Below are 18,683 nucleotides of genomic sequence, written 5' to 3' on the forward strand. Positions count from 1 at the left end.
GAATGACTGCAAACTCCACCGATTTCTTCGATATACGCCGCTTGCGGGCTTACCGCATCGGGCCTATAGGGGTGTCTTGATATGACATCAAACCCGGCCTCCCTCCTCTTCCCTCATCGCCACCTGCTTGGCATCAAGGGTCTTTCTCCCCAGGACATCGTCTGCCTTCTCGATCTGGCAGACCAGGAAGTGGCGATTTCGCGCCAGCCCGAGAAGAAAAAGACCGTGCTGCGCGGGCGGACCCAGATCAACCTCTTCTTCGAATCGTCGACGCGGACGCAATCCTCCTTCGAGCTGGCCGGCAAGCGGCTCGGCGCGGATGTGATGAACATGTCGGTCGGCAATTCCTCGGTGAAGAAGGGCGAAACGCTCATCGACACGGCGATGACGCTCAACGCCATGCGCCCCGACATCCTCGTCATCCGCCATGCCTCGGCGGGTGCGGCGGCACTGCTGGCGCAGAAAGTCGGTTGCTCGGTCGTCAATGCCGGCGACGGCGCGCATGAGCACCCGACCCAGGCGCTGCTCGATGCGCTGACCATCCGCCGCGCCAAGGGCCGGATCGAAGGGCTGACGATTGCGATCTGCGGCGATGTGCTCCATTCGCGCGTGGCGCGCTCCAACATCCTGTTGCTCAACGCGCTCGGCGCCCGTGTACGGGTGGTCGCGCCCTCGACATTGCTCCCCTCGGGGATCGCGCAAATGAGCGTCGAGGTCTTCAATTCCATGAAGGAAGGGCTGAAGGACGCCGATGTCGTGATGATGCTGCGCCTGCAGCGCGAGCGCATGGCCGGCTCCTTCGTGCCTTCGGTGCGCGAATATTTCCGCTATTACGGCCTCGACCGCGAGAAGTTGAAATTCGCCAAGCCCGATGCGCTGGTGATGCATCCCGGTCCCATGAACCGCGGCGTCGAGATTGCCTCCGATATCGCCGACGGGCCACAAAGCGTGATCCAGCAGCAGGTCGAGATGGGCGTGGCCGTCCGCATGGCGGTGATGGAGGCGCTGCTCGATCCGCGCCGCAACGAGCCCGGAGAATCCGTATGAGCGCGGTCGTTTTCGAAAATGCTCGCGTCATCGACCCGTCCCGTGGGCTCGACGAGATCGGGACGGTCATCGTCAAGGACGGCAAGATCGCTGCCTCGGGGGCTGAGGCGCGCAACCAGGGTGCGCCGGAGGGTGCGGAGCGGATCGACGTCGGTGGCAAGGCGATCATCCCGGGACTGGTGGACGCACGCGTCTTCATCGGCGAGCCGGGCGCGGAACATCGCGAGACCATCGCCTCGGCGAGCCAGGCGGCAGCGGCGGGCGGCGTTACTTCCATCATCATGATGCCGGATACCGATCCGGTGATCGACGATGTGGCGCTGGTCGAATTCGTCAAGCGCACGGCGCGGGATACCGCGATCGTCAACGTTCATCCCGCAGCCGCGATCACCAGGGGATTGCACGGCGAGGAGATGACCGAGGTGGGGCTTCTGAAGGAAGCCGGCGCGGTCGCCATCACCGAAGGGCGCAAGACGATCGCCAATACACTGCTGATGCGCCGGGCGCTCACCTATGCGCGCGATTTCGGCGTCGTCATCGCCCATGAGACGCACGACCCCTATCTCGCCGCCAATGGCGTGATGAATGAGGGGCTGTTCGCAAGCTGGCTGGGCCTGCCCGGCGTTCCGCGCGAGGCGGAGGTCATCCCGCTCGAACGCGACCTGCGGCTGGCGGCGCTGACGAAAGCCAAATACCATGCCGCGCAGATCTCGACCGCGATGTCGGCGGAGGCCATCCTGCGCGCCAAGGACCAGGGATTGCCGGTCACGGCGGGGATTTCGATCAACCATCTCTCGCTCAACGAGAACGATGTCGGGGAATTCCGCACCTTCTTCCGCCTGTCGCCGCCCTTGCGGACGGAGGAGGACCGGCTGGCGATGGTGGAAGCCGTGCGCGCCGGGGTGATCGATCTCGTCGCCTCCGCGCATGATCCGCAGGACGTCGATACCAAGCGCCTGCCCTTCTCGGACGCCGCGGCGGGCGCGATCGGCCTCGAGACGCTACTGGCGGCGGCGCTGCGCCTCTACCATAATGAGAGCCTGCCGCTCATCCGCATCATCGAGGTGCTGTCGACCGCGCCGGCGCGGATCTTCGGTCTCGACGCGGGCACGCTCAAACCCGGCGCGCCGGCTGACCTCGCCATCGTCGATCTGGACGAGCCGTGGATCGTGCGGGAAGAAGACCTGCACTCGCGCTCCAAGAACAGCTGTTTCGAGGGCGCGCGCTTCCAGGGTCGAGTAATACAGACTATGGTTGCCGGAAAGACGAAATTTAGCATATAAGTTGAATCTCCAGTCGAGGGGGAGGCATAGTGATCGACCAGACCATCCTTGAGGCGGGCCTGCCCGCCCTCGCTGCCGCGCTTCTCTTCGGCTATCTCCTGGGGTCGATCCCCTTCGGCCTGATCCTTACGCGCCTCGCCGGGCTTGGCGACGTGCGCTCCATCGGCTCGGGCAATATCGGCGCAACCAATGTGCTGCGCACCGGCAACAAAAAGCTGGCCGCGGCAACGCTTCTCCTCGATGCGCTGAAAGGCACCGCCGCCGTTCTCATTGCCTGGCATTGGGGGCGGGAACTCGCGCTTGCCGCAGGCTTCGGCGCTTTTCTCGGCCATCTCTATCCCGTCTGGATCGGTTTCAAGGGGGGCAAGGGCGTGGCCACCTATCTCGGCGTCCTCATCGGCTTTGCCTGGCAAGGAGCACTGGTCTTTGCCCTCGTCTGGCTCGCAGTGGCGTTCGTGACGCGCTATTCCTCGCTTTCGGCCCTCATCGCGACGGTCGCCGTGCCCATCGTACTCTATTTTCTCGGGCTCCGGGATGTCGCCCTGCTCTTCGCGATCATGAGCGTCATCATCTTCATTAAGCATCGCGCCAATATTTCCCGTCTCCTGAATGGAACGGAAGGCAAGATCGGAGCCAAGGGATAATGGCGGCTCCGGCGGATTCACCGGCATCGGCCCGAAAATCGAAATCGATTTTCGGAAAGCACGATGCCTAGATACAATGACCCAGAGCGTCCTTTGCGCGCCCAACCGGGCGCGCGGCGCTCTGAGGGGATTCGCCTGTCGGACCGCCAGAGGCTGAACTGGCTGCGTCTCATTCGCAGCGAGAATGTCGGCCCCGTCACTTTTCGCGACCTTGTCTCGCATTTCGGCTCTGCCGGCGACGCGCTGCAGATGCTGCCGGAACTGATGCGCCGCGGCGGCGGGAACCGGCCGATCCGTGTGGCGACGATCGAGGACGCCGAGCGCGAAATGGAGCAGATCGAAAAAATCGGCGCGCGTTTCGTCGGAATGGGCGAACCGGATTACCCGCCCTATCTGCGCCATTACGAGGCGTCTCCGCCGCTCGTCGCCATCAAGGGCAACGCCAGCGTGTTCCACGCCCCGCCGGTCGCAATCGTCGGCGCGCGCAATTCCTCGGCGGTCGGCAACCGTTTCACGCATCGGCTAGTCAGGGAGCTTGGCGCCGCCGGCTATGCCATCGTCTCAGGCCTCGCGCGCGGGATCGACGCTGCCGCCCATGAAGCGAGCTTGGAGACCGGCACCATCGCCGTCCTCGCAGGTGGATTGGACAAGCCCTACCCGCCCGAGAACATGCATCTCTATAATGCCATTCCAGAGAAAGGCGGCGTGCTGATCAGCGAAATGCCGATGGGCTGGGAGCCACGCGCCCGTGACTTTCCCCGCCGCAACCGCATCATCGCCGGCATTTCGCTCGGGCTGGTCGTGATCGAGGCCGCCGACCGGTCGGGTTCGCTGATCAGCGCCCGGCTTGCCGGCGAGATGGGGCGGCTATTGTTCGCGGTTCCCGGTTCGCCGCTCGATCCGCGCTCGGCCGGGACGAACAGGCTCCTGAAAAACGGGGCGATCCTCGTCACCGAAGCCAACGATATCGTGGAAGCGCTCGCGCCGCTGATCAGCGGAGCTGCCCAGGGCGAATTGCCGCTCAGTCTTTCCGACAATGTCCTCGACGACGAGGCAGCCGCCTCTCCCATGCCGCTTCTGGGAGAGACGGACCGGGAGCGCATTATCGAGGCGCTGAGCCCGGTGCCGACCGATCCGGATCTGCTCATACGTCATACGGGCCTGCACCCGTCGCAAGTGTTCCTGGTTTTGTTGGAACTCGATCTCGCCGGCCGCATCACGCGCCATTCAGGCGGCGCCGTCTCGCTTCTGCCTGTGTAACCTCGCATCGCGCTCGCCCCTTAGCGTATCCTCGCTTTCGATGTAGGCCATCTCAATGAAATATGCGAGTAACGGATAGTCTACAGCGTGAGCCATGGAGCGCAATTCGCCAAGCATCTGCTGGATATAGGAAAGGACTTCAATGCGTTTTACATCGGTATCGTTCATTGCAGACCTTGAAAAATTTTAACAGCAAATCGATAAGTTTCAGCATGTTGATATTTGTTTCAAAATCCGGCTATTCGCTGGTCGGTTAAATTTCATTAATACTACTTTGACTTTCAATTCAATAGAAAGCAACCATTGGTTGTATTTCACGAAAAATATCGTGTTGCCCTTGACCAAACGGAATGGGCTGTTCATTTGGGGAACGAATTTACCCCATCGAATGTGCTTTTGTGTAGCGACAGGGGCCCGCAGAACAGGGTCAGGGAATGAACGTCGTCGTTGTCGAATCGCCTGCCAAGGCAAAAACAATCAACAAATATCTGGGCTCGGGCTACAAGGTCCTGGCGTCGTTCGGCCATGTCCGCGACCTTCCGGCCAAAGACGGGTCCGTTCGGCCGGACGAAGATTTCGCCATGTCGTGGGAAGTCGACACGCCGTCCGCCAAACGCCTCAACGACATCGCCAAGGCGGTGAAGGAGAGCGACGGCCTCATTCTCGCAACCGACCCGGATCGCGAAGGCGAAGCGATCTCGTGGCATGTGCTTGAGGTACTGCGCCAGAAGAAGGCGCTCGGCTCGAAGCCCGTCAAGCGCGTGGCCTTCAACGCCATCACGAAAAAGGCGGTGCTCGATGCCATCGCCAATCCGCGTGAGATCGATGCGCCGCTCGTCGATGCCTATCTCGCGCGCCGCGCTCTCGATTATCTGGTCGGCTTCACGCTTTCGCCGGTGCTCTGGCGCAAGCTGCCCGGCGCGCGCTCGGCGGGCCGCGTCCAGTCGGTGGCGCTGCGCCTCATCTGCGACCGCGAGGGAGAGATCGAGCGCTTCGTTCGCGAGGAATACTGGAATATCGCCGCGCTCCTGAAGACGCCGCGCGATGATTCGTTCGAGGCAAGGCTCACCGTTTTCGACGGCAAGAAGCTCGGCAGGCTCGACATCAAGAACGCCGAACAGGCAGGCGGCATCCGCACAATGCTGGAAGGGGCGACCTTCCAGGCAGCTTCGGTCGAGGCCAAGCCGACGAAGCGCAACCCCGCGCCGCCCTTCACCACGTCTACCCTGCAGCAGGCGGCTTCCGCCAAGCTCGGCTTCTCCTCGTCGCGCACCATGCAGATCGCCCAGCGTCTCTATGAAGGCATCGACATCGGCGGCGAGACGGCCGGCTTGATCACCTATATGCGTACCGACGGCGTGCAGATGGATCCCGACGCCATCCAGGCGGCGCGGCGCGCCATCGGCAGCGGGTTCGGTGACAATTACGTGCCGGAAAAGCCGCGCTACTACTCGACGAAGGCCAAGAACGCCCAGGAAGCGCACGAGGCTATCCGCCCGACCGACTTCGCCCGGCATCCGAAGGAGATGCGTCAATATCTCGATGACGACCAGGCGAAGCTCTACGACCTGATCTGGAAGCGCGCGATCGCCAGCCAGATGCAGTCGGCCGATATCGAGCGCACCACCGTCGAGATCGAAGCCGTCAACGGTTCGCAGACGGCGCAGCTGCGCGCCACCGGCTCCGTCATCCGCTTCGACGGCTTCATCGCCGCCTATACCGAGCACCGCGAAGACGAGGACGAAGACGAGGACAGCGCCCGCCTGCCGGAAATCCGTTCCGGCGAGGCGCTCGCACGTGAGAAGATCAACGCCACGCAGCACTCCACCGAGCCGCCGCCGCGCTATTCCGAAGCGACGCTTATCAAGAAAATGGAAGAGCTCGGCATCGGCCGGCCCTCCACCTACACCTCCACGCTCAGCACCCTGCGCGACCGCGAATATGTCACGGTCGACAAACGCAAGCTCATTCCGGAGGCCAAGGGGCGGCTGGTCACGGCATTTCTGGAAAGCTTCTTCGATCGGTACGTCGAGTATGACTTCACGGCCGATCTCGAAGAAAAGCTCGACCTCATTTCTGACGGCAAGCTTTCCTGGAAGGAGGTCTTGCGCGATTTCTGGAGGGATTTCTCAGGCGCTGTCGGCAATATCAAGGAATTGCGCGTCACCAATGTGCTTGACGCGCTGAACGAGGAACTGAGCCCGCTCGTCTTCCCCGCGCGTGAGGACGGTGGGAACCCCCGCGCATGCCCCACCTGCGGCACCGGCACGCTGTCGCTCAAGCTCGGCCGCTACGGCGCTTTCGTCGGCTGCTCGAACTATCCGGAATGCAAATATACCCGCCAGCTCGGCGGCGACGCCAATGGCGGCGATGGCAATGGATCGGCCGCTGCCGACGAGCCGAAGGTGCTTGGCAAGGATCCCTATACCGATGAGGAGATCACCGCTCGAAACGGCCGCTTCGGCCCCTATATACAACGGGGCGAAGGCAAGGAGGCAAAGCGCGCCAGCCTGCCGAAGGGCTGGTCGCTCGAAACCATCGACCATGAAAAGGCGCTGGCGCTCCTGTCCCTGCCGCGCGACATCGGCAAGCATCCGGAAACGGGCAAGATGATCTCGGCCGGCATCGGGCGCTATGGTCCGTATGTGACGCATGACGGCACATTCGCCAATATCGAGAATGTCGACGACGTGTTCTCCATCGGCATCAACCGCGCCGTGACCGTTCTTGCCGACAAGCAGGCGAAGGGCGGGCGCGCGCGGTCCACGCCGGCGGCGCTCTCCACCCTGGGCGACCATCCCGATGGCGGTCCCATCACGGTGCGCGACGGCCGCTACGGCCCCTATGTGAACTGGGGCAAGGTCAATGCCACGCTGCCCAAGGGCAAGGACCCGGCAACGGTGACGCTTGAGGAAGCGCTGGCGCTGATCGCGGAAAAGGGCGGCGCTTCCCCGAAGAAGAAGGCCCCTGCCCGCAAGACATCGGCCAAGACGGCGAAGAAAACAACGAAGTCCGAATGAAAACCGCCGAGCCAATCACCCCCCTCTGCCCTGCCGGGCATCTCCCCCACAAGGGGGGAGATTGGCTTGCACTAGCCGCTCCGCTTCATTCTGCAATGTTGGCGATTGGCGAAAGCGGAACTTATATCCGATCTCCCCTCTTGTGGGGGAGATGGCCGGCAGGCCAGAGGGGGGTGTCGTCACCAGCATCTCCCGTTGAACAGAAAAGGCCCTAGGAGTTGGCGCGGCGTATCTCAAAATCACCCAAGCCCAGGCGGGCAAGCGCCGGCGCCAGCGCGCATCTGCCGACGCGTGACGAGATCCTGACCTTCATCAACGAGAACCCCGATCGCGCCGGCAAGCGCGATATCGCCAAGGCTTTCAACCTGAAGGGCGATGCGCGCATCTATCTCAAGGACATGCTGCGCGATCTGGCCAACGAAGGCCTCGTCGAAAAGCGCGCCAAGCGCCTGACCACCAAGGGCGCGCTGCCGCATGTCGCCGTTCTCGACATCACGAGCCGCGACGAAGATGGCGGCTTGATCGCCACACCGGCGGAATGGGACGCGACCGGCGAGAAGGCGCCCGAGGTCCTCATTCGCCCCTCGCGCGGCGACAAAGGCCCCGCGCCCGGCATCGGCGATCGGGTCCTCGCCAAGATATTCCCAACCACCGAGAAAACCGGGCCAGCCTACACCGCGCGCATCATGAAGCGTCTGGAGCACCGGCGCGATGCGGTGTTGGGCGTGCTGCGCCAGACCAGCGATGGCGAATGGCGCATCGAGCCGGTGGAACGCCGGCAAGCGGAGCTGGTAGTGGACAGTGGGGCGCTGAACGATGCGAAAGCCGGCGATCTCGTCGAGGTCAACGTCACCCGCGCCGGGCGCTACGGGCTCGCCCGCGCCAGCGTGCGCCAGGTTGTCGGCTCGATCGACAGCGAAAAGGCGCTGTCGATGATCGCCATCCATGCGCATGAGATCCCGCATGTGTTTCCTGAAGCCGTGCTGCGCGAGGCGGAGGCGGCGAAGCCCGCCACCATGGCGCATCGCGAGGACTGGCGCGCGCTCCCGCTCGTCACCATCGACCCAGCGGACGCCAAGGACCATGACGACGCGGTCCATGCCGAGCCTGACAGCGATCCCTCCAACCCCGGCGGCCATGTCGTCACGGTGGCGATCGCCGACGTCTCGGCCTATGTGCTGCCCGGCTCCGCGCTCGACCGCGAGGCGCTGAAGCGCGGCAATTCGGTCTATTTCCCCGACCGCGTGGTGCCGATGCTGCCCGAGCGGATTTCCAACGATCTCTGCTCGCTGAAGGAGCTGGTCGACCGCCCTGCCCTCGCCGTGCGGATGATCTTCACCGCCGAGGGGCGCAAGCGCTCGCACAGCTTCCACCGGGTGATGATGCGCTCGGCCGCCCGCCTCGCCTATCCCCAGGCGCAAGCCGCGATCGACGGCGCGCCGGACGAGAAGACCGGGCCCATCCTCGACACGATCCTCAAGCCCCTGTGGGAGGCCTACAGAGCGCTCAAGCGCGGCCGTGACGAGCGCGAGCCGCTGGAGCTCGACCTGCCGGAAAAGAAGATCCTGCTCGACACCGAAGGCAAGGTCGACAAGGTCGTCATTCCGCCCAGGCTCGATGCGCACAAGCTCATCGAGGAGTTCATGATCCAGGCGAATGTCGCGGCGGCGGAAACGCTGGAGCGCAAGCGCCAGCCGCTGATCTTCCGCACCCATGACGCGCCGTCGATGATCAAGCAGGAAACCTTGCGCGAATTCCTGCATACGCTCGATATCAGCCTCGCCAAGGGCGCCCAGTTGAAGCCTGGCCAGTTCAACCAGATCCTGAAGCGCGTCGAGGGCAGCGCCCATGAGGAACTGGTCAACCAGGTGGTGCTGCGCTCGCAGAGCCAGGCCGAATACAGCCCCGACAATATCGGCCATTTCGGCCTCAATCTGCATCGCTATGCGCATTTCACCTCGCCGATCCGCCGCTATGCCGATCTGATCGTCCATCGCGCGCTGATCGGCGCGCTCGGCCTCGGCCCCGGCGGAATCACGCCGGACGAGGAAGCGCAGCTCGAGGAGATCGCAGCCCTCATCTCGGCTACCGAGCGCCGCGCGATGGCGGCGGAGCGCGACACCATAGACCGGCTGATCGCGCATCATCTGGCGACCCAGATCGGCAATGAGTTCCAGGGGAGGATCTCCGGCGTCACGAAATCCGGCCTCTTCGTCGCGCTTGCGACATATGGCGCGGACGGCTTCATCCCCATTTCAACGCTGGGGGCCGAGTACTATCTATACGACGAAGCGAACCATGCCGTTACCGGTGAACGCAGCGGCAAGGGTTATCGCCTCGGCGATATCGTCGATGTCAGGCTGGTCGAAGCGCTTCCGATCGCGGGAGCGCTTCGTTTCGAGATGGTCTCCGAACCACATCCCATGCCGGCATCCATGCGTTCGCACCACAAATCGAGCCGCGCCATGCGCGGGCGCCGGGGAAGGCCATCGGGCATTCCGCGCGGCAAGCGGAGAGGACGTTCATGAACCAGTCTGTCGACGACCGCCAAGTCTTCGGCGCAGCCCCGGCCGCCGCGCGCCCCGTGCGACCACTGTGGCAGGCCATGTGGCGCGGCTTTTGCGGACGCTGTCCGCATTGCGGCGAAGGCAAATTGTTCCGCGCCTTCGTCAAGCCTGTCGATGCCTGCGCGGTCTGCGGCGAGGAGTACCATCACCAGCGCGCCGACGATTTGCCGGCCTATCTGACGATCTTCGTCGTCGGTCACATCGTCGTGGGCGCATTCATGGGCGTCGAAGCCGCGGTCGATCTTCCGCTCTGGGCGCATATGGCGATCTGGGGCCCGCTCACATTCCTCCTGGCGCTCGCGCTCCTGCAACCGCTCAAAGGCGCCACCATCGGGCTGCAATGGGCCTATTACATGCACGGGTTCGGCGGCGAAGAAGACCACATCTAGCGCAATCCGAAACATGCCGTCCGCAAGCGCCCAGCAAATGTCAGAAGCACAGGTAAAGCCGGATGCAAAGAAGCTTCCCCTGCGCCCGCGCGACGCGGCTTCGCTGATCCTGGTTGACCGCGAGGGCAAGGATTTCCGTGTCCTGATGGGACGCAGGCATATGGGCCATGTCTTCATGCCGGGCAAATTCGTCTTTCCCGGCGGACGAGCCGATCCGGCCGATGGCGATATCCCTGCCGCGGCCGAGCTCGTCGGCCCGGACGAACAAAAGCTCATGGCCGGCATGGGCGCTCGCCCCACACGGCGGCGCGCCAGGGCGCTTGCCCTCTGCGCGATCCGCGAGACCTATGAGGAAGCCGGGCTCTTTCTGGGCAGCCCCGTCGGGAACGGGACGAAGCCCGCCTCCAGCCATCCCGACTGGGAGGCGTTCTCCGCACGCAGCCTCGCGCCCGATCTCTCGGCCCTGCGCTATGCCGCGCGCGCCATCACTCCGCCGGGCAATATCAGGCGTTTCGACACGCGCTTCTTTATCGCCTTCCGCGACGCCATCGCCGATCATCTGCCGGAGGGCACCGGCCCTTCCGGCGAACTGGAGGAATTGTGCTGGCTGTCATTTGCCGACGCCTGTTCTCTGGACCTGCCTTCGATTACGCTGACGATTCTCAGGGAGACCGAGGCGCAATTGCGGGACAGCCCCGCCCTTTCTCCCGGCCTCCCGGTGGTGCAATACAAAATGCGGTATGGCCGCTTTGTTCGTGAAGTCATCTGACGACCTAACAACCTTCTCCTCGGACCAAGAGCAGCCCGTGACGCTTTGGCGCTCCCTGGGGGCGGCCATCGCCACCATCAGCGCCGTCGGCATGGCGATCGGCCTCGGCATTCCGCTGCTGAGCGTGCTTCTGGAAAGCCGCGGCTATTCGGCAAGCCTGATCGGCGCCAACACCGCCGTCGCCGGGCTCGCCTCGATCGCCGCCGCCCCGCTCTCCGCGCCGATCGCCGCACGCTTCGGCGTGGCGCGGTCGATCCTGGCGATGCTTGTTCTCGGCGGCTTCGCCTTTCTCGGATTTCATTTCTTCCAGGCCCTGTGGGCGTGGTTTCTCCTGCGCGTCGCCCTGCATTTCGCGCTGACCGTTCTGTTCGTCTTGTCGGAATACTGGATCAACGCGTCCGCGCCGCCGGAAAAGCGGGGGCTGGTGCTCGGCATCTATGCCACCACGCTGTCGCTCGGCTTCGCGCTCGGCCCCTGGCTCTTCGCGCATATCGGCAGTACGGGCATGCTGCCTTTCGGCGTCGGCTTCGCCATCATCTTGCTGGCGGCCGTGCCGGTGCTTCTCGCCTGGAAGGACAGCCCGGATTTCGAGGACGGCGATCACGTACCGTTCGTACCCTATATCTTCGCCGTGCCCACGGCCACGGCCGCCGTCTTCGTATTCGGCGCGGTGGAGACCGGCGGCTTCGCCCTCTTCCCCGTCTTCGGCGCCCGCATCGGCTATTCCGAAAGCGCGGCCGCCCTGCTGCTTACCATGATCGGCCTCGGCAATGTGCTTCTGCAGATCCCGCTCGGCATCATCAGCGACAAAGTCCGCGACCGGCGCAACCTCCTGCTCATCTGCGCATTCATCGGGCTCGTCGGCATGGTTCTCCTACCTTTCATCATCGGCAACTGGTATCTGGTGGCGGCGCTGCTCTTCGTCTGGGGCGGCGTGGTGGCGGGGCTTTATACGATCGGCCTCGCGCATCTCGGCTCGCAGCTCACCGGACGCGAACTCGCCTCGGCCAACGCCGCCTTCGTCTTCTGCTATGCGCTGGGGATGCTGGCCGGCCCGCAGGCCGTCGGCATCGGCATGGACGCCATGGGGCCGAAGGGTTTTGCCATCGTTCTCGGCATATTTTTCGCGCTTTACATGCTTATTGCCGCATTCAGGCTCATTGCGCACAAGAACCGGGCTTGACTTTTCAACGCTTATCCGTAGTGTCGCGCCGAATTTCCGCTGCCGGATGATATCGCCGGAATCGCAGGCGGTTTCAATCAGAAAAGAGCAGGTATTGTAAAATGGCTAAGGCTACGACCATCAAGATCAAGCTTTTGTCGACCGCAGACACCGGTTTCTTCTACGTCACGCAGAAGAACAGCCGCACGATGACGGACAAGATGACAAAGCGCAAATACGATCCCGTCGCGAAGAAGCACGTCGAGTTCAAGGAAACCAAGATCAAGTAATCTCCGGTTTCTGCGATTTTCAGAACGCCGTCCCTCGGGGCGGCGTTTGTGTTTGCGGCCGGGCATCAGCGAAAGCCGACGAAAAGTTGATTTGGTCGATCCGGAAATTGCGGTTAGCCTGTTCCGGCCCTAACAAAGCTTGGAGACAGACGATGAAGACAATCCTCGTACTTGCCGCCGCTTTCGGCCTCTCGATATCAGCCGCCGCCGCGGATTGCCCCGCCCATTCGGCATCCGTCGACAAGAACACGACCACGGCAAGCATTTCGACCGATACGCAGTCCACCGACAAAAAAGAGACCAAGACCGAATAGGATTGGTCTTTGAACACAGCACTGCCTATGAACACCCTTCTCCCCTTGCGGGAGAAAGAAAGGAACTGTAAGCGCCGCCTTTCGGGCGGCGTTTTATTTTGCCTGCAGATTTGGCGGCAAGTGATTGAAATAAAAAGAAAAGGGGGTCGGCCGGCGAATTGGCAGCGGTACGAGGATTCCACTATGTGCCAACGCCGACCGACCGACCCCACGGACCCAGGAGATGCGGCGGACCTGAGCATCATGGGGTATTTATGCGCGTGGAAGCCCCCAACCACGCGTTTTTGCTCCCAAGAAATTTGCGCAAATGAAAGAGAAAAGCAACTAAATCTTAACCATCTCGCGCAACATCCTGATAAATTGGTAAATGCGCATTTGCGCAGGTACGGATTTAGAGGGTGCTCCGGCCGCAAGCGGTTCCAACTTTGGTGGAGATATCGCACCACCCGCATCGTAGAGACGGCGGCTTAATACCTGGCGTTGGTGGAGAGGCGATGTTCCGGAATGGATCGAGCGTGGCGAGCGAATTTCAAATCCGAAAACCACACTATAATCATTAGCTTGCTAGTGTCCTGATCGAATCCGAAATTCGACCGACGCCTCCCGGAAATGATGCGAATTTCGGATTCGGGACACTAGGCGACCGCCCCGACCACGCGGTTGCGGCCGTTCTTCTTGGCCTCGTACAGCGCCACGTCGGCGCGCTTGAAAAGCTTCTCTACGCTGTCGTCGCGCAGTTGAAGGGAGGCCAGCCCGATGCTGATCGTGACGTCAACGCTTGCCGTACCATTGCAGATGAGAAACGGCGTCGAAGCAACAGTTTCGCGGATGCGCTCAGCCACGACAGCCGCCATGTGCGCGTCGGTATCCGGCAGCACGACGATGAACTCCTCGCCACCGTAGCGGCAGGCGAGGTCGATGCCCCGGATGTTGCGGTGCAGGCGTCCAGCGAAATCGCGCAGGACATCATCCCCGGCGTCATGACCATAGGTGTCGTTGATCCGCTTGAAATGATCGATGTCGGTCATCAGGACGGACAACGGACGCTCGCGTGAGACCGAGCGCGTGAACAGCATCGACATGTGGCTGTCGAGATAGCGGCGGTTGTGCAAACCGGTCAGACCGTCGGTCACCGCCATTTCGATCGTCTGGCTGAGGCTCCGGCGCAGAAGATCGTTGTAGCGCTTGCGCTTGACCTGGGTGCGCACACGGGCGAGCAGCTCATTGCGATCCAGCGGGCGCATCAGATAGTCGTTGACGCCGAGATCCAGCCCGCGGGCGACGAGACCGGTCTCGCCGTGCTCGGCGATGAGAATGATCGGCAGGAGACGCGTGCGCTCGATCGCCCGCATCTGCGAGCACAGGCGCAACGGATCGTAACCGGAAAGGCCCGTGGAAATGATCACGCAATCATAGCCGCCTTCCACCACGCTGATCAGCGCGGCTGGAGGCTGGGTGACGATATCGATCTGATTGTCCTTCGAAAGCAGGCCCTCCAGCCGCGAGGCCACCTTCAGGTCCTCATCAACGATGAGAAGCTTTGCCCGCGCCTTGGCGTCATCCGCCCGGCTCATCAGCAGGGCCTCGATATCCGCCTCCCGCGCCGTGGAAGCCCGAAGGAACAGTTCGTCCGAAAGGTTCTTCAGCCGCGCCAGGCTCTTTACCCGCGATATCAGCTGCAGGTCGTTGACCGGCTTGGTCAGAAAATCATCGGCGCCGGCTTCCAGCCCACGCACGCGGTCCTCCGGACGGTCGAGCGCCGTCACCATCACCACCGGAATATTGGTCGTCTTCGGATCGGCCTTGAGACGACGGCAGACTTCGAACCCGTCCATCCCCGGCATCATCACGTCGAGAAGCACGATATCGACATTGCTGCTGTGGCAGATCTCGAGCGCTTCCTGGCCGCTCAGCGCGGAAACAACGTCGTAATATTCCGCGAGAAGCCGCGTTTCGAGCAGCTTCACATTGGCAGGAAGATCATCGACGACAAGAATGCGAGCAGTCACAAAAGAATCCCCAGCCTCTCAGGCATCGCCCAGATAGGATTTTATGGTTTCGATGAACCGCGGAACGGAAATGGGTTTCGAGATATAGGCCTCGCAGCCGCCCTGACGGATACGCTCCTCGTCGCCTTTCATTGCAAACGCGGTGACCGCGATGACGGGAATGCGGTGCAATTCATCGTCTTCTTTCAGCCATTTCGTGACCTCGAGACCGGAAACCTCAGGCAACTGTATGTCCATGAGGATCAGATCGGGCTTATGTTGCCGGGCGAGATCCAGCGCCTCCAGACCGTTGCGCGTGCGAATGGTCTCATAGCCGCTCGCCTCGATCAAATCCCGGAAAAGCTTCATGTTGAGCTCGTTGTCTTCAACGATCATCACTTTCTTTGTCATTGAAAACTTTCTCGCATCTGGCAGCGCTTGCCGTTCATTATGCGTGCGACAATAATCCCGCTAAAGCCGCCCAATCGGTTATTGGCATCCTAAGTCGATTTGATTGACGAAAGGCAAATGAACCCGCTGATGTTCCCGCGCCTACTATAAAGTTGCGGAACGGATTGCCTAGCCCTAAAAATTTCAGCCGATTCTAATGGATGCTTGCGCCGGGAAAGGCTCATGAAAACCAACATGACAACCGAGAGTGCCCAGACGCTGGCCGTGCAGGCCTTGGCCTTTCTTGCCGGGGACGACGAGCTTCTGCCGCGGTTCCTTTCGCTGACCGGCATTCAGCCGGGCGATATCAGAACCGCGGCGCGCGAGCCCGGCTTCCTCGCCGGCGTGCTGCAGTTCTATCTCGCGCATGAGCCGACGCTCATGCGCTTCTGCGAGGCGACCGGCAGCAAGCCGGAGGACATGCAGCGCGCGCTCAACGCCCTGCCGGGCGGCGACGAGGCGTGGGACCGGCAGATCTGATTTCACAATTCAAGCCGCATCAGCGGCCGTCCCTCCTTGCGCACGGCCAGCTTTTCGAAACCAGCCACCTCGAAAACGCGGGTCGAGCCGACAAACAGGCCGATGGATTTCGATTGCTTGGCCCGGTCCATCGGGCAGGCTTCCAGAACACGTGCGCCATTGGCCCGGGCGAAATCGATGCCCGATGCAAGCAGCACATGGGAAATGCCCTTGCCGCGTGCGGACGATCTGGCGAAGAAGCATGAAACCGCCCAGACAGCCCGATCCCCCATTGGAGCATCATCCAACGGCGCGCTGACGCGGCCCTTGTTGTTCCATTCCGGCACGTCGGCGCGCGGGCCGATCTGCATCCAGCCGATCGCCTCATCGCCGCCATAGGCCAGAATTCCGGGCGGCGGCCCCTCCTCCACGCGGCGGCGCATCAGATCCCTCTTCTCGGGCCCGGACAGCGACTGCCGCAGCTTCGGCGGCAGACGGAAATGCAAGCACCAGCAATCATAGCAGGCGCCGCGCGGGCCGAAGAGATCGGCGAAATCCGACCAGCGCTCCGGCGTCAGCGGCGCGGTGGCGATTTCTATCGGTGCATGATCGCGCATCTCACTTGCCGCCATAGCGTCCCTCCCATATGATTCCAAATGTTCTTCTTATGTTCGCGATACACATGGGCCCTGTCAACGATCCGCTTAGCGGTTTCTGCCGCGATTGCCTGACGCTGCAACGTCCCGCGGCGCGGCGCTGCCATGCCTGCGGCAGCCCGCGGCTCGTGCGTCATGACGAACTCTACAGCCTGTCGCTCGCACATATCGACTGCGACGCCTTCTATGCGGCGGTGGAGAAGCGCGACAATCCGGAGCTTCGGGACAAGCCGCTGATCATCGGCGGCGGCAAACGCGGCGTCGTCTCGACGGCCTGCTATATTGCCCGCATTCACGGCGTGCGCTCGGCCATGCCGATGTTCAAGGCGTTGGAGGCCTGCCCTGGAGCGGTGGTGCTGAAGCCGAATATGGAGAAATATGTCCGGGTTGGCCGAGAAATCCGGCAATTGATGCTGGAACTGACGCCGCTGGTCGAACCGCTTTCGATCGACGAGGCGTTTCTTGATTTGAAGGGCACGGAGAAGCTGCATCGCGATCCCCCTGCCCGCGTGCTCGCGCGTTTCGCCAGGCGCATCGAGGACGAGATCGGCATCACCATCTCCATCGGCCTCTCTTATTGCAAATTCCTGGCGAAAGTTGCTTCCGATTTCGAGAAGCCGCGCGGTTTCTCCGTCATCGGAGAAAAGGAGGCGCTGTCCTTCCTCAAGGACAAGCCAGTGACGCTGATCTGGGGCGTAGGCAAAGCCTTCGCGGCGACCTTGCAGGCGGATGGCATCCGCTTGATCGGCCAGTTGCAGGGCATGGAGGAAGCGGCGCTGATGAAGGCCTATGGCACGATGGGCCAGCGGCTCTACCGCCTGTCACGCGGGATGGATGTGCGGCGGGTCGAGCCTGATGGCGAGATGAAGAGCGTCTCGTCCGAGACCACCTTCAATACGGACCTCGCCTCCGCCGACGATCTGGTGCCGATCCTGCGCTCGCTTTCGGAGAAGGTGTCGCGGCGGCTGAAGGCCGGCGGCATCGCCGGACGAACGGTCGTCCTGAAGCTCAAGACGCGGGATTTCAAGATCAAGACGCGCAACCGACAGCTTTCCGATCCAACGCAGCTCGCCGACCGGATATTCCGCACCGGCCTGCAGCTTCTCGAAAAGGAGCTCGACGGGACGAAGTTCCGCCTGATCGGCATCGGCGTCAGCGACTTGGCCGATGCGGGAAAGGCCGACCCACCCGACTTGGTCGACGCCCAGGCGACGAAGCGCGCCGTAGCCGAAAGCGCGATCGACAAACTTCGAAACAAGTTTGGCAACAAGGCTGTGGAGACCGGCTACACTTTCGGCAAGGAGCGGAGGGAACCGCCCCCGGAAGGCGCTGAGGGGTAAATTATTGCAGCCCCACGCTTCATGACGCTTTGGGTTGACAATTTTAAGAAAAATGCCGCTCTTTCTCACCTCTACTCCCGAATTTGGAGGCGTTTTCGTGAAGCATTTTTCCTATATCGGCTCTGGCCCATATTGCTACGCCAACTGCTTTGCCATGATGTTCGGCGTGGATGCGCCATCGCCGGTGATCATCGAGTTCGCCACATGCAGTCCGTTCGGGATGCAACTCGTCGGCGGCACCCTTCCCTTCTTCGACCCCTATAGCTGGACGCCGGAAGCGGGGTTTGAAGACGCCCTCACGGCGTTGGGATGGACATCGTCAGTGACGAAGGGCGGAAGCGCTGATGACGCCCTTGTCCGACTTCGGCAAGCGCTCGCCGGCGGCCCGGTCTGGGTCGGCCCCGTCGAGATGGGGCATCTTCGACACCAGCCGGGCATGAAAGGCCCTATTGGGGCGGATCATTATGTCATCGTCCTCGCCGTTGACGGCGATAGGGTGCAGATGCACGACCCTCAGGGTTTTCCTTTCGCTTCTCTGCCGCTCAAAGACTTTCTCACTGCGTGGCAGGCGGAAACGCTCGGCTATGGCGAGCCCTTCACAATGCGAACTGATTTCCGGCGCGTGCGAAAGGTATCGGAGGAGGATGCGATCCGGGCGTCATTGCCCAACGCGATCCGCTGGCTGTCAATGGGCGAACCGCACCATCTGTCGCCGGGAACCCTAGGCAACGGCGAAGCCGCTAACGCCCTGGCCAAGATGATCGAAGAAGGCTGCACGGAGGACTTGCGCGGACATCTCATCTATTTCGCCGTGCGCGTCGGTGCGAGACGGCTCGCAGATGCCGCGACCTGTCTCGCGCAAATCGGCCAGACGCAAGCGGCCTCCATCGCGTCCGAACAGGCGGAGTTGGTCGGCGCGCTGCAATATCCGCTCACGACGGGCGCCGATCCGGATGCAGCAGCCCTGTTGCGGGCGCTCGCGCCGACCTATGACAGGTTGCTGTCTGCATTGCAGGGAAGATAGGGAGTCGCGCGCGGTCCTTTA

Annotated in this window: 18 protein-coding genes; 14 read left to right on the forward strand and 4 right to left on the reverse strand. The window is 62.4% G+C overall.

Annotated elements, in window-relative coordinates; translation table 11 throughout:
- Positions 1–81: 81 nt before the first annotated feature.
- The 4 genes from ATN84_RS11845 (at position 82) to dprA (ending at position 4,234) form a co-directional block, all read left to right on the forward strand.
- Positions 82–1,047 (forward strand): aspartate carbamoyltransferase catalytic subunit, encoded by a 966-nt coding sequence (locus ATN84_RS11845; protein ID WP_068881819.1) that lies wholly within the window; start codon positions 82–84, stop codon positions 1,045–1,047.
- The gene (locus tag ATN84_RS11850) at positions 1,044–2,330 is read left to right on the forward strand and encodes a dihydroorotase (RefSeq protein WP_068881820.1); all 1,287 of its coding nucleotides are present in this window, start codon (positions 1,044–1,046) and stop codon (positions 2,328–2,330) included. The genes ATN84_RS11845 and ATN84_RS11850 overlap by 4 nt, the downstream gene beginning before the upstream one ends.
- Before the next feature lie 44 nt (positions 2,331–2,374).
- The gene (gene plsY / locus ATN84_RS11855) at positions 2,375–2,974 is read left to right on the forward strand and encodes a glycerol-3-phosphate 1-O-acyltransferase PlsY (protein WP_068882012.1); all 600 of its coding nucleotides are present in this window, start codon (positions 2,375–2,377) and stop codon (positions 2,972–2,974) included.
- A gap of 63 nt (positions 2,975–3,037) precedes the next feature.
- Complete coding sequence (gene dprA / locus ATN84_RS11860) at positions 3,038–4,234, forward strand: DNA-processing protein DprA (protein ID WP_068881821.1); 1,197 nt, start codon at positions 3,038–3,040, stop codon at positions 4,232–4,234.
- Here the strand turns inward: dprA and ATN84_RS11865 are convergent.
- Complete coding sequence (locus tag ATN84_RS11865) at positions 4,202–4,402, reverse strand: hypothetical protein (protein ID WP_068881822.1); 201 nt, start codon at positions 4,400–4,402, stop codon at positions 4,202–4,204. The genes dprA and ATN84_RS11865 overlap by 33 nt on opposite strands.
- A gap of 266 nt (positions 4,403–4,668) precedes the next feature.
- On the opposite strand from ATN84_RS11865, the gene topA reads away from it, so the two are divergent.
- The 7 genes from topA to ATN84_RS27470 all read left to right on the forward strand — a co-directional run bounded on the left by topA (position 4,669) and on the right by ATN84_RS27470 (position 12,745).
- Positions 4,669–7,254: a type I DNA topoisomerase gene (gene topA / locus ATN84_RS11870; RefSeq protein WP_068881823.1), complete on the forward strand. Its 2,586-nt coding sequence runs from the start codon at positions 4,669–4,671 to the stop codon at positions 7,252–7,254.
- Between the two features lie 218 nt (positions 7,255–7,472).
- Positions 7,473–9,782 carry a ribonuclease R gene (gene rnr, locus ATN84_RS11875; RefSeq protein WP_068881824.1) on the forward strand — a complete coding sequence of 770 codons (2,310 nt, stop codon included), beginning with the start codon at positions 7,473–7,475 and terminating at the stop codon, positions 9,780–9,782.
- A complete protein-coding gene (locus tag ATN84_RS11880; protein ID WP_068881825.1) occupies positions 9,779–10,210 on the forward strand; it encodes a DUF983 domain-containing protein in 432 nt (143 codons plus the stop codon). The genes rnr and ATN84_RS11880 overlap by 4 nt, the downstream gene beginning before the upstream one ends.
- A 37-nt stretch (positions 10,211–10,247) precedes the next feature.
- Positions 10,248–10,979 carry an NUDIX hydrolase gene (locus ATN84_RS11885; protein ID WP_068881826.1) on the forward strand — a complete coding sequence of 244 codons (732 nt, stop codon included), beginning with the start codon at positions 10,248–10,250 and terminating at the stop codon, positions 10,977–10,979.
- 37 nt (positions 10,980–11,016) lie between these two features.
- Entirely contained in the window at positions 11,017–12,162 is a 1,146-nt protein-coding gene (locus tag ATN84_RS11890; protein WP_342027680.1) for an MFS transporter, read from the forward strand.
- A 101-nt stretch (positions 12,163–12,263) separates the two neighbouring features.
- The gene (rpmG, locus tag ATN84_RS11895) at positions 12,264–12,431 is read left to right on the forward strand and encodes a 50S ribosomal protein L33 (RefSeq protein ID WP_068881827.1); all 168 of its coding nucleotides are present in this window, start codon (positions 12,264–12,266) and stop codon (positions 12,429–12,431) included.
- A 152-nt stretch (positions 12,432–12,583) separates the two neighbouring features.
- Entirely contained in the window at positions 12,584–12,745 is a 162-nt protein-coding gene (locus ATN84_RS27470; RefSeq protein ID WP_201026357.1) for a hypothetical protein, read from the forward strand.
- 635 nt (positions 12,746–13,380) lie between these two features.
- Here ATN84_RS27470 and ATN84_RS11900 read toward each other — a convergent pair.
- Both ATN84_RS11900 and ATN84_RS11905 read right to left on the reverse strand, forming a co-directional pair.
- On the reverse strand, positions 13,381–14,754 hold the full coding sequence (locus ATN84_RS11900) for a PleD family two-component system response regulator (RefSeq protein ID WP_068881828.1): 1,374 nt from the start codon (positions 14,752–14,754) through the stop codon (positions 13,381–13,383).
- Positions 14,755–14,772: 18 nt separating this feature from the next.
- Positions 14,773–15,144: a response regulator gene (locus tag ATN84_RS11905; protein WP_068881829.1), complete on the reverse strand. Its 372-nt coding sequence runs from the start codon at positions 15,142–15,144 to the stop codon at positions 14,773–14,775.
- Positions 15,145–15,366: 222 nt separating this feature from the next.
- On the opposite strand from ATN84_RS11905, the gene ATN84_RS11910 reads away from it, so the two are divergent.
- Positions 15,367–15,663 (forward strand): DUF3572 domain-containing protein, encoded by a 297-nt coding sequence (locus ATN84_RS11910; protein WP_068881830.1) that lies wholly within the window; start codon positions 15,367–15,369, stop codon positions 15,661–15,663.
- A 2-nt stretch (positions 15,664–15,665) separates the two neighbouring features.
- Here ATN84_RS11910 and ATN84_RS11915 read toward each other — a convergent pair whose 3' ends face one another.
- Entirely contained in the window at positions 15,666–16,274 is a 609-nt protein-coding gene (locus tag ATN84_RS11915) for a GNAT family N-acetyltransferase (RefSeq protein WP_244491062.1), read from the reverse strand.
- 50 nt (positions 16,275–16,324) lie between these two features.
- On the opposite strand from ATN84_RS11915, the gene ATN84_RS11920 reads away from it, so the two are divergent.
- A complete protein-coding gene (locus ATN84_RS11920; RefSeq protein WP_068882015.1) occupies positions 16,325–17,638 on the forward strand; it encodes a DNA polymerase IV in 1,314 nt (437 codons plus the stop codon).
- Between the two features lie 97 nt (positions 17,639–17,735).
- The gene (locus ATN84_RS11925) at positions 17,736–18,662 is read left to right on the forward strand and encodes a hypothetical protein (protein ID WP_068882016.1); all 927 of its coding nucleotides are present in this window, start codon (positions 17,736–17,738) and stop codon (positions 18,660–18,662) included.
- Positions 18,663–18,683: the final 21 nt, after the last annotated feature.

The sequence above is a fragment of the Paramesorhizobium deserti genome, from assembly GCF_001558695.1.
GTDB classification, from domain to species: Bacteria; Pseudomonadota; Alphaproteobacteria; order Rhizobiales; family Rhizobiaceae; genus Paramesorhizobium; species Paramesorhizobium deserti.

Excerpts from the sequence above, each read along its gene's own strand:
- ATN84_RS11845 (WP_068881819.1), top strand. The coding sequence starts at position 82 with ATGACATCAAACCCGGCCTCCCTCCTCTTCCCTCATCGCCACCTGCTT.
- ATN84_RS11850 (WP_068881820.1), top strand. The coding sequence starts at position 1,044 with ATGAGCGCGGTCGTTTTCGAAAATGCTCGCGTCATCGACCCGTCCCGT.
- dprA (WP_068881821.1), top strand. The coding sequence starts at position 3,038 with ATGCCTAGATACAATGACCCAGAGCGTCCTTTGCGCGCCCAACCGGGC.
- ATN84_RS11865 (WP_068881822.1), bottom strand. The coding sequence starts at position 4,402 with ATGAACGATACCGATGTAAAACGCATTGAAGTCCTTTCCTATATCCAG.
- topA (WP_068881823.1), top strand. The coding sequence starts at position 4,669 with ATGAACGTCGTCGTTGTCGAATCGCCTGCCAAGGCAAAAACAATCAAC.
- ATN84_RS11880 (WP_068881825.1), top strand. The coding sequence starts at position 9,779 with ATGAACCAGTCTGTCGACGACCGCCAAGTCTTCGGCGCAGCCCCGGCC.
- ATN84_RS11885 (WP_068881826.1), top strand. The coding sequence starts at position 10,248 with ATGTCAGAAGCACAGGTAAAGCCGGATGCAAAGAAGCTTCCCCTGCGC.
- rpmG (WP_068881827.1), top strand. The coding sequence starts at position 12,264 with ATGGCTAAGGCTACGACCATCAAGATCAAGCTTTTGTCGACCGCAGAC.
- ATN84_RS27470 (WP_201026357.1), top strand. The coding sequence starts at position 12,584 with ATGAAGACAATCCTCGTACTTGCCGCCGCTTTCGGCCTCTCGATATCA.
- ATN84_RS11905 (WP_068881829.1), bottom strand. The coding sequence starts at position 15,144 with ATGACAAAGAAAGTGATGATCGTTGAAGACAACGAGCTCAACATGAAG.
- ATN84_RS11910 (WP_068881830.1), top strand. The coding sequence starts at position 15,367 with ATGAAAACCAACATGACAACCGAGAGTGCCCAGACGCTGGCCGTGCAG.
- ATN84_RS11915 (WP_244491062.1), bottom strand. The coding sequence starts at position 16,274 with ATGGCGGCAAGTGAGATGCGCGATCATGCACCGATAGAAATCGCCACC.
- ATN84_RS11920 (WP_068882015.1), top strand. The coding sequence starts at position 16,325 with ATGGGCCCTGTCAACGATCCGCTTAGCGGTTTCTGCCGCGATTGCCTG.